Consider the following 9,131-nt stretch of genomic DNA (forward strand, 5'->3'; position numbering starts at 1 on the left):
TGCCCGGGCATATCAACCGTAGCGGCCAGTAATGTAGTCTTCTGTTTGTTTCTTCGCGGGTTTGGTGAACAGATCGTCCGTGTTGCTGAACTCAATCAACTCGCCCAGGTACATAAACGCCGTATGGTCAGAACAACGCGCAGCCTGCTGCATGTTGTGGGTGACGATAACGACGGTGTAATCCTCTTTCAGCTCAGTGATCAGCTCTTCAATACGCCCGGTGGAGATCGGGTCAAGCGCTGAACACGGTTCATCAAGCAGAAGCACTTCCGGGCGAATGGCGATACCACGCGCAATGCACAAACGCTGCTGCTGACCACCGGAGAGAGAGTATCCGCTCTGGTGTAATTTATCTTTGGTTTCATTCCACAATGCGGCTTTGGTCAACGCCCACTGCACGCGCTCGTCCATATCGGCACGGGAAAGCTTCTCAAACAGACGCACGCCAAACGCGATGTTGTCGTAGATAGACATCGGAAACGGCGTTGGCTTCTGGAAAACCATGCCGACTTTGGCACGCAGCAGCGCGATATCCTGGGTATTGGTAAGAATATTGTCACCATCCAGCAGGATTTCACCTTCCGCACGCTGCTCCGGGTACAGTTCAAACATTTTGTTGAAGGTACGCAGCAGCGTTGATTTACCACAGCCTGACGGCCCGATAAACGCCGTTACCTGGTTCTTCGCAATATCCAGGTTGATGTTCTTCAGGGCATGGAATTTGCCATAGTAGAAGTTCAAATCACGAACCTGAATCTTACCTGGGGCAGTATCAACCATACTCATTTCAATCTCTTCCTCATCCGGCGCCGCATCAGCCACGCCGTAAAAATTAACCGTGTTTCTTCTTCGCGAAAATCACGCGCGCCAGAATGTTCAGCAGCAGTACGCACAGGGTAATAATCAGTACCCCAGCCCAGGCCAGTTGCTGCCATTCAGCAAATGGGCTCATCGCAAACTTAAAGATAGTGACCGGCAGGTTGGCGATTGGCTGCATCATGTCAGTGCTCCAGAATTGGTTGGAGAGCGACGTAAACAGCAGCGGAGCCGTTTCACCAGCAATACGGGCAATTGCCAGCAGAATACCGGTAATAATGCCCGACACAGACGCCTTCAGGGTGATCGCGGAAATCATCTTCCACTTTGGTGTACCCAACGCATAGGCGGCTTCTCGCAGACTATCCGGTACCAGTTTGAGCATGTTCTCAGTGGTACGAATAACGATAGGTACCTGCAGCAGCGCCAGCGCAATCACGCCCGCCCAGCCGGAGAAGTGTTCCATTTTTGCCACCACGATGGTGTAAACGAACAGACCGACCACAATCGATGGTGCAGACAACAGGATATCGTTGATAAAGCGGATGACTTCAGCCAGCCAGGACTTACGCCCGTATTCCGCCAGGTAGATGCCCGCCATAATACCGAGCGGTGTACCAAACACGGTCGCCCACAGAATCAACAGCCCACTCCCGGCAAGCGCGTTCGCCAGACCACCACCCGCGGTGTTCGGCGGCGGAGTCATTTCAGTGAACAGTGCCAGCGACATACCGTCAATGCCACGGGTAATCGTGGACATCAGGATCCAGATAAGCCAGAACAGACCAAATGCCATCGTCGCCATCGAGAGCGTCAGCGCGATGCGGTTCTTCAGACGTCGACGCGCCTGCATTTTACGGCGTGATTCTGCCAGTGCGGCGGTGTTTTGCATTTCCAGCGTAGCCATTAGCGTGCCCCCTCGTTTTTCGCAAGGCGCATAATCATGAACTTAGACGCTGCCAGTACGATGAAGGTGATCACAAACAGGATCAGACCCAGTTCCATCAGTGCCGCAACATGCAGACCCGATTCCGCTTCAGCAAATTCGTTTGCCAGCGCAGAGGTGATACTGTTGCCCGGCATATACAGCGATGCGCTGTCGAGTTGGTAGGTGTTACCGATGATAAAGGTCACCGCCATGGTTTCACCCAGCGCGCGACCCAGACCCAGCATTACGCCGCCAATCACACCGTTTTTGGTGAACGGCAGAACGATACGCCAGATAACCTCCCAGGTAGTACAGCCAATACCGTAGGCTGACTCTTTCATCAGTACCGGCGTTTGCTCGAATACATCACGCATAACCGCCGCAATGTACGGGATGATCATGATGGCGAGGATCACGCCAGCAGCCAGAATACCGATACCAAATGCCGGGCCAGCAAACAGTGCGCCAACAAACGGAATGTTGGAAAGAATATTACCGACCGGCTCCTGGAAATACGTCGCAAACAACGGAGCAAAGATAAACAGGCCCCACATGCCGTAAACGATACTCGGGATCGCCGCCAGCAGCTCAATAGCGATACCCAGCGGGCGTCTCAGCCAGCCAGGTGCAAGTTCCGTCAGGAACAAGGCAATGCCGAAACTCACCGGAACGGCGATCAGCAGTGCGATAAGTGAGGTGACCAACGTACCGTAAATCGGTACCAGTGCACCGTAGATATCATTTGGCGCATCCCAGTCTTTGGTCCAAAGGAATGAGAAACCAAATTTCTGGATGCTTGGCCAGGAGGAGATGATCAGAGAGACAATAATGCCACCCAACATCAATAGCACAATCAGCGCAGCCAGTTTTACCAGCGCGCTGAATATCATGTCACCCTTTTTACCCGGTGGGTTAAAAGCAGGCTTGGTTGCAGCCATAAATCACTCTTCTGTTTGAGACGTCTTACGAATATGCCCGGTGGCGCTGGCGCTTACCGGGCCTACAGGATGAACCGTAGGGCGGGAAAGCACCAGCGCCACCCGCCATCTTCGTCAAAAATATCCTGTTAGTACAGCGCTTTACCGCTGCTGTCTTTCACGTTGGTCTTCCATGCAGCACGAATCTGCTCAACCACGCTGTCCGGCAAGCTGGCGTAATCCAGGTCATTAGCCTGTTTGCCGCCATTTTTATATGCCCAGTCAAAGAATTTCAGCACTTCAACGCCTTGCTCTGGTTTCTTCTGCTCTTTATGAACCAGGATGAAGGTGGTGGAAGTGATTGGCCACGCATTGTCACCTTTCTGGTTCGTCAGATCTTGAGCGAAGGTTTTGCTCCAGTCAGCACCTTTAGCCGCATTGGCAAAGTTTTCTTCTGTCGGGCTTACCGGTTTGCCATCAGCAGAAACCAGTTTGGTGTATGCCAGGTTGTTCTGCTTAGCATAAGCATACTCAACGTAGCCGATAGAGCCTGGCAGACGCTGTACGAACGCAGCGATACCGTCGTTACCTTTACCGCCCAGACCGGTCGGCCAGTTCACGGTAGAGCCTGCGCCAATTTTAGATTTCCACTCTTCGTTCACTTTCGCCAGGTAGCTGGTGAAGACGAAGGAGGTACCGGAACCATCTGCACGACGCACAACGGCAATGTTCTGAGAAGGCAGCTTCAGACCCGGGTTCAGTTTGGTGATGGCTTCATCATCCCACTTCTTAATTTTGCCGAGGTAGATATCGCCCAAGGTTTTACCGTCAAGCACCAGCTCACCGGACTTCAGGCCAGGGATATTCACCGCCAGCACCACACCGCCAATCACTGTCGGGAACTGGAACAGGCCTTCCTGAGCCAACTTCTCGTCAGATAACGGCGCATCTGATGCACCGAAATCAACGGTATTTGCGGTAATTTGTTTTACACCACCGGAGGAGCCGATACCCTGGTAGTTTACTTTGCTACCGGTCTCTTTCTGATAAGTATCAGCCCATTTGGCATACACTGGCGCAGGAAAAGTTGCACCAGCACCTGTCAGGCTCGCTGCAGCAAAGGCAGAGAACGCGCTCATAGATAAGGTCGCGGCGACAACAGTTGCGACAGTGGTACGCATAACTTTCATAATGTCTCCTGCAAGATTTTCGTAAATCATTGTTTAGTGGCTACGATGAGCAAAATAGGACAAACAGGTGACAGTTAAATGTACGAAATATGACAGTTTTATGACAACGAAATAGATGATTGTAACCACATGAAAAATATAGCCATTAATTCACAAGGCGTTCATTTTTTATCATGTTTTTTTTGAGGAAGGTCAGGTTCCGAAGGGGAAATATGACAACGGCTGTCATAAACAGCCGCTGATGGGTTAGTTAGTGAATTCAATAGTCAGTGTTGCCGTTGCGGTAAATATGCCCGGTTTTGGTCGGGAGCCCGTCAGGCTGGCAGGCGCCGCCGAAAAGGTCACTGAACCATTTTTATGTCCTAACAGTGTGGTTCGGTCCATATCTGTTGGCAGCGATCCACCGTTAACATCAATAGCCACATTGTTTTTGTTGTAGATCTTAATCCCCACGTCTTCATTGCTGGTTGCCATTATTGAACTATCGCTGCCCAGCTCAGTGGCATTGAATGAAACATCTACACCCTGCGTTCTGTCGTCGCCCATGCCGGTGCACTCGACATCCACCATTTTAGTGATTTTGCGCGTGGTAATAGCCTGCCCGGCCACCTGAGAAAAATCAGACGCCGGGATGGCATCAAAATCCACGGTAATATCTTGTCCACCGTTGATCGTACAGGACTGCGGAGCCACCAAACTTCCTTTAATTCTGACCTTCGCGATAATATCGCCCCGCGACGAGGTACTGGAAAGCCCGGCATATAGCACAGCAATATCTGTTGAAGGAATGACCACTACACCAGTAATAGAGTGCTTCAGATGGAAGGAGAGTCGGGCGTCGGTGCCTGTATCGAGAGTGACGCTTTTCGCATTTGTACTCATCCCTTCACAGGTGTGCGAAGTTGTCGCCGCAACCTGATTAGAGACATTCTCAAAAGGCACGCCGGTATAACCCGCATTTATGATATAAATTTTTGTACCCACATCCAGATAATCATTAAGGGAGTAAAAAGATAACCCATTAGTCGTTTGGCTATAGACCATGCCAGGTGCAGGATCGGCGGTATAGTAAATTTCGTGATACGTCCCATCACGATGCGCCACATCGCAGGTACACTGGATATTATAACTTTCACTGGAAGTCGCATCGACCACATTCATCAACGTCGTTCCCGCTACATTTTTATCCGCGGAGACTTGTGTCAGTGGGAAAGTCAGACTAAGTATATGCGTACCGGATGTTGTTTCACACGTTCCCGCAACAGCCGCATAGCCAGTCGACGTTCCCATCAAAAATAACGCCACACAGTAGGCGTAATACCCTGTTTTCATCATGATATCCTTCTCACTGGCAGGTTACTGGAACCTGAATTAGTCCATTCATTCCCTGTTGATCAACCTGGTATGCCGCATGACAGCGTTTTGCGCCCCCTTCTCCCCAGACCAACTGGAAGTCCCCTTTTTCCGGCATCCCGGCAAGGTATAACTCACCATTATCACCAACAATTCCAGTGACTACACCGGAGTCCAGTTGAGCCGTAGCAATGGCACCAAAAGGAACCGCTTTTCCGCCAGCCAGGCGCGCATCAAATAAAATTCGATAACCAACATGCGTCGTAAATGCAGCCTTCACAACGGCACCACGCGTTGGCACGACGTTAACTACGGTGTTATCCAACTCAACGTTAGCCTGTGAAAAATAATCACTGTCGATAGCGACACGGTTTTCATCATATGGCGTTAATTGCGTCTTCACGGTGTAGCCTTGCCAGTCCGTCGCCACACCTGTCGTATTCTCAACCTTCAGACCCTCCGCACCGGGAGCCTGTACCAGTGCTACCGTTTCACCCAGTTCTTGCGACAATGTAATGCCATCACCGTGGAGCATCACGCCACCTTTAACACCGTAGCTAAAGCGTTCAGTCTCCTGACTCCAGGCATAAGCACCATTAACCGAGCCATAAGTACCGTCATAGGCCAGACTCATATTGCCGTTGTAGCTGGAACCACTGTTGTCATAAGACTGTTGCAGATTCCAGGAGAGGTTGCGCCCTTCAAGTAACGAGCCGCCAAGACCGACACTGTGGGTGCTGTTACCATGATTATCCTGATTCAGGGAGTAATCCACATAGCTGCCGTCCATCCATCCTGACAACGGAACAGAGACGGTGAACATATAAATCTGTTCTTTGCTGGCGTTGCTGTTGTTGGTGTTTGTTGAAGTGGAATAATGGCCAAGTGAATCGGAATAATTCCATGAGATGCTCCATGAGACACGATGCCAGGTATTGCTGTATCCCATTTGCACAAGACGTTCGACCTCATCCGTTTGCCAGTACTGCTGCCGGCTAAGGGTGATATATACATTGCCGCCTTGCTGACCAAAATTTTGCGTCCACGTCCCTTCTACACGGCTGCGGCGGTTACCATAAACCCAAAAATCGCTGGCATCGTTTTGTCGCGATGCCCATTCGTTAAGCGTGTAGTATCCCTTTGTGGAATAGCGATATCCCACCAGCCGAAAGTTAGTATCTGTTTCATCAAAACGCTTGGAATAGAGAAAGCGATACGATTGCCCAGTTTCGTCATCACCAGCCGCAAAATATGCGTGCGCATGGGTAACATCAAACGAGAGTGCCCCCAACGCCCCTAAATCCTTGCCTACGCCAAGCGCCAGCGCACGATAATCATTCGCCAGTTGTGCACCACCATAAATAGTCATTCCCCACGGCAGACCGTGCAGAATCTGCCCCTGAGCGACATTCGGTGTAAAATGGTCCTCCGCACGCAGTTCACCAACGCTGAAATCCACATCTGTTTGCCCTTCACGCTTTAAGATCGCCAGAGAGGCATACGGCTGTGTAAAGTGCTGCTCACTGCCATCTTCTTCTTTAACCGTAACATCCAGATCGCCGCCCGTATTCGCCGTACTCAGATCGGTAATCTCAAAAGCACCCTGTGGCACAGCGGACTGATAAATGACATATCCGCTTTGTCGGATAATGACGGTCGCATTGCTTTTTGCGATACCGCGAACCGTAGGAGCAAAGCCGTTCATACTATCTGGCAGCATATCCGCATCGGTATATAGACGAATGCCGCGAATCTGGGCGCTGTCGAAAATATCACTGGCCGTCCAGGCATCACCCAGCATTATCTGGCTACGCAGTGCCGCTATATCGCGCTGGATATATGACGAAACCGAATGATAGCTGGCCTGGCCATCCGTCGTGTTGAGCGTGCTGTAGTTGCGCAAACGCCAGGCACCCAGATTGAGACCGTTTTGCAGGTTCAGGTAGTAATAGTCATCATCCTGATAATCAGATCGTAGTGTTTTACTCCCGGAGAAATCATAGTTCACCATTAGCGCGTTAATCCCCTCATCCCAACGAGAAGGGGGAATGTAATCTCGAGCGGCAAGATCGAGATAAAGCTGTGGAATATTGATACGCAGCGCTAACTTCTCGCCATCCAGCACCCATTGCGAACCGGGGATTAACGGTTCAGGATCCCGACACTGTTTCTCATCGATTTGAGTGAGTGATTTCAGCGCATCTACTTTTACCCCAAAAGCTCTCAGCGCCTCCTTTACATCAACAAAACAGGGATGAAGTGTCGCGCCTGCCGCATCCTGAACAAAAGATATCGTACGGCTTTCAAATAACCGGTCGTTGATAAATACATCCACCTTATACTCACCGGGCTGTAACGCATTCTGGCGATCGAACTGGCGAATATCCACATTCATGGGGTGATCGATTTCAAGCAAGGCGGGGTTAAAAACGGTATCTTGTGCCATAACGATCTGAGAAAACCCCAAAGCGGCACAGCCAAAAAAGATATCGACATAACGAAGATGACACATTGGCGTTATCCTTCGTTATAGCTGTTGCTTTAACGGCGCACTTATCGCCCCGTAATCATTGATAAATCTCCAGGTCAACGTGCTCCCCGCTGTTCCTGAAGGCATCACCAGCGTTAATGTTGTAAAGGGTGGGATCATATTGAGAGGCACATCTTTTCCATTCACAAGCACGTCCATGATATTGACGTGAATCGCTGTTGGGTTTTTGACGATTAGCTTATTACCCTGGCGGCTGAATATAATCTCTTTAGCCGCTCGTTCCGGGATTAAGTTGACTGACGCAGGGCGCCAGAACAGTTTAATTCGAGCTTTAATAGCAATTTCCAGCGTGCTCCCCCCCTGGCTTTTATCACCAGCAGTGGGTGGAATACTCTTCACGTTTAACCAAAAAACGGATTCGCGATCGCCCGGTAACTCTCCCGGTGATTTGATAATGCGTAAAAATTTTTCCTGTCCAGGTTCCAGTCGGGAAACGGGAGGAATAGCGATAAAAGGTGGTTTTGTTTTGTCTTTTTTATCAAAAGGATCAACCCAGACCTGAAGCAGGTAAGGCGTTTTAGTTTCTTTATTAAATACGGAGAGGGTAACATCTGACTTATCGCCAGGATAAATCAACCGTGTTCCACCAACTACAATACCGGCATTTACCTGCGAGAGAAAGGTAACAGTCAACAACGCCAAAAGGATACGCCAAAACATCTTTTCATCCTTAAAAAAGAGCCCGAAATATTAATGATTCCATTACTAATCAATTAACAGATAACGTAATAACACCATCACCATATAACAGGCTCTACTGCCTGATGATAAATACGTTCAGGATTATTTATTTTTGATATTCAACGGTAAACTGAGAGTCGGCATTCGCGGTTCCTGCCGTCACAGCATCAGCAACCTGAATATAACGAGCAATAAACTTTAACTCCGCCTCACCTGACTGAATATTTGACCAGGATGAATCATTAAACAGTTTAACCTGAGAGTTATCGTCACGGTTATAAATACGAATCCCGACGCCAGTAGCAACCAGTGGATCAGCGGCATCCCCAGTATAGTCGCCAGGCGTGACATCCGTTAACGGGTTGCCAATAGCCAGATTGCCATCACCAACCTCTGTACCATCAAAGCGAACAGCTGCTTTCGTGTAAGTCTCAGGACATTTTTCCAGCTTGATGCTAAATGATGCTGGTGCAGCGGTACTATCCACACCAGAAAATGAGGTTTTATTAACTTTACCTAGCTCAACAACCTGATCTTTTGTATCGGTAGTCACCTCACAGGTACTGTCAACGATCTCACCGAGAAAATGTACAGTCCCATCCGCAGCCATTACCTGACCCGTAAATATTAATGAGGAGAGCAGTAAAGCACGAACGGTCAATTTTCCTTCCATTATAAACTCCATTATATAAACT

Annotated in this window: 8 protein-coding genes; all 8 read right to left on the reverse strand. The window is 49.6% G+C overall.

Going from position 1 to position 9,131, the window contains the following annotated elements:
- Positions 1 to 12 precede the first annotated feature (12 nt).
- Complete coding sequence (pstB, locus tag NNN64_RS11285) at positions 13 to 786, reverse strand: phosphate ABC transporter ATP-binding protein PstB (protein WP_003023821.1); 774 nt, start codon at positions 784 to 786, stop codon at positions 13 to 15.
- 46 nt (positions 787 to 832) lie between these two features.
- Entirely contained in the window at positions 833 to 1,723 is an 891-nt protein-coding gene (gene pstA, locus NNN64_RS11290) for a phosphate ABC transporter permease PstA (protein WP_271441445.1), read from the reverse strand.
- A complete protein-coding gene (gene pstC, locus NNN64_RS11295; protein ID WP_048213782.1) occupies positions 1,723 to 2,682 on the reverse strand; it encodes a phosphate ABC transporter permease PstC in 960 nt (319 codons plus the stop codon). The genes pstA and pstC overlap by 1 nt, the downstream gene beginning before the upstream one ends.
- A 128-nt stretch (positions 2,683 to 2,810) precedes the next feature.
- On the reverse strand, positions 2,811 to 3,851 hold the full coding sequence (gene pstS, locus NNN64_RS11300; RefSeq protein WP_005121464.1) for a phosphate ABC transporter substrate-binding protein PstS: 1,041 nt from the start codon (positions 3,849 to 3,851) through the stop codon (positions 2,811 to 2,813).
- 246 nt (positions 3,852 to 4,097) lie between these two features.
- On the reverse strand, positions 4,098 to 5,186 hold the full coding sequence (locus tag NNN64_RS11305) for a fimbrial protein (RefSeq protein WP_271441446.1): 1,089 nt from the start codon (positions 5,184 to 5,186) through the stop codon (positions 4,098 to 4,100).
- A 10-nt stretch (positions 5,187 to 5,196) separates the two neighbouring features.
- Positions 5,197 to 7,716: a fimbria/pilus outer membrane usher protein gene (locus NNN64_RS11310; RefSeq protein ID WP_271441447.1), complete on the reverse strand. Its 2,520-nt coding sequence runs from the start codon at positions 7,714 to 7,716 to the stop codon at positions 5,197 to 5,199.
- Between the two features lie 15 nt (positions 7,717 to 7,731).
- Positions 7,732 to 8,415, reverse strand: a complete 684-nt coding sequence (locus NNN64_RS11315) for a fimbrial chaperone (RefSeq protein ID WP_271441448.1) — start codon at positions 8,413 to 8,415, stop codon at positions 7,732 to 7,734.
- Between the two features lie 127 nt (positions 8,416 to 8,542).
- Positions 8,543 to 9,109 carry a chaperone-usher fimbrial major subunit gene (locus NNN64_RS11320; protein ID WP_271441449.1) on the reverse strand — a complete coding sequence of 189 codons (567 nt, stop codon included), beginning with the start codon at positions 9,107 to 9,109 and terminating at the stop codon, positions 8,543 to 8,545.
- Positions 9,110 to 9,131: the final 22 nt, after the last annotated feature.

Origin of the sequence: Citrobacter sp. Igbk 14 (assembly GCF_028069825.1) — a bacterium.
In the GTDB taxonomy this organism is placed as follows: domain Bacteria; phylum Pseudomonadota; class Gammaproteobacteria; order Enterobacterales; family Enterobacteriaceae; genus Citrobacter.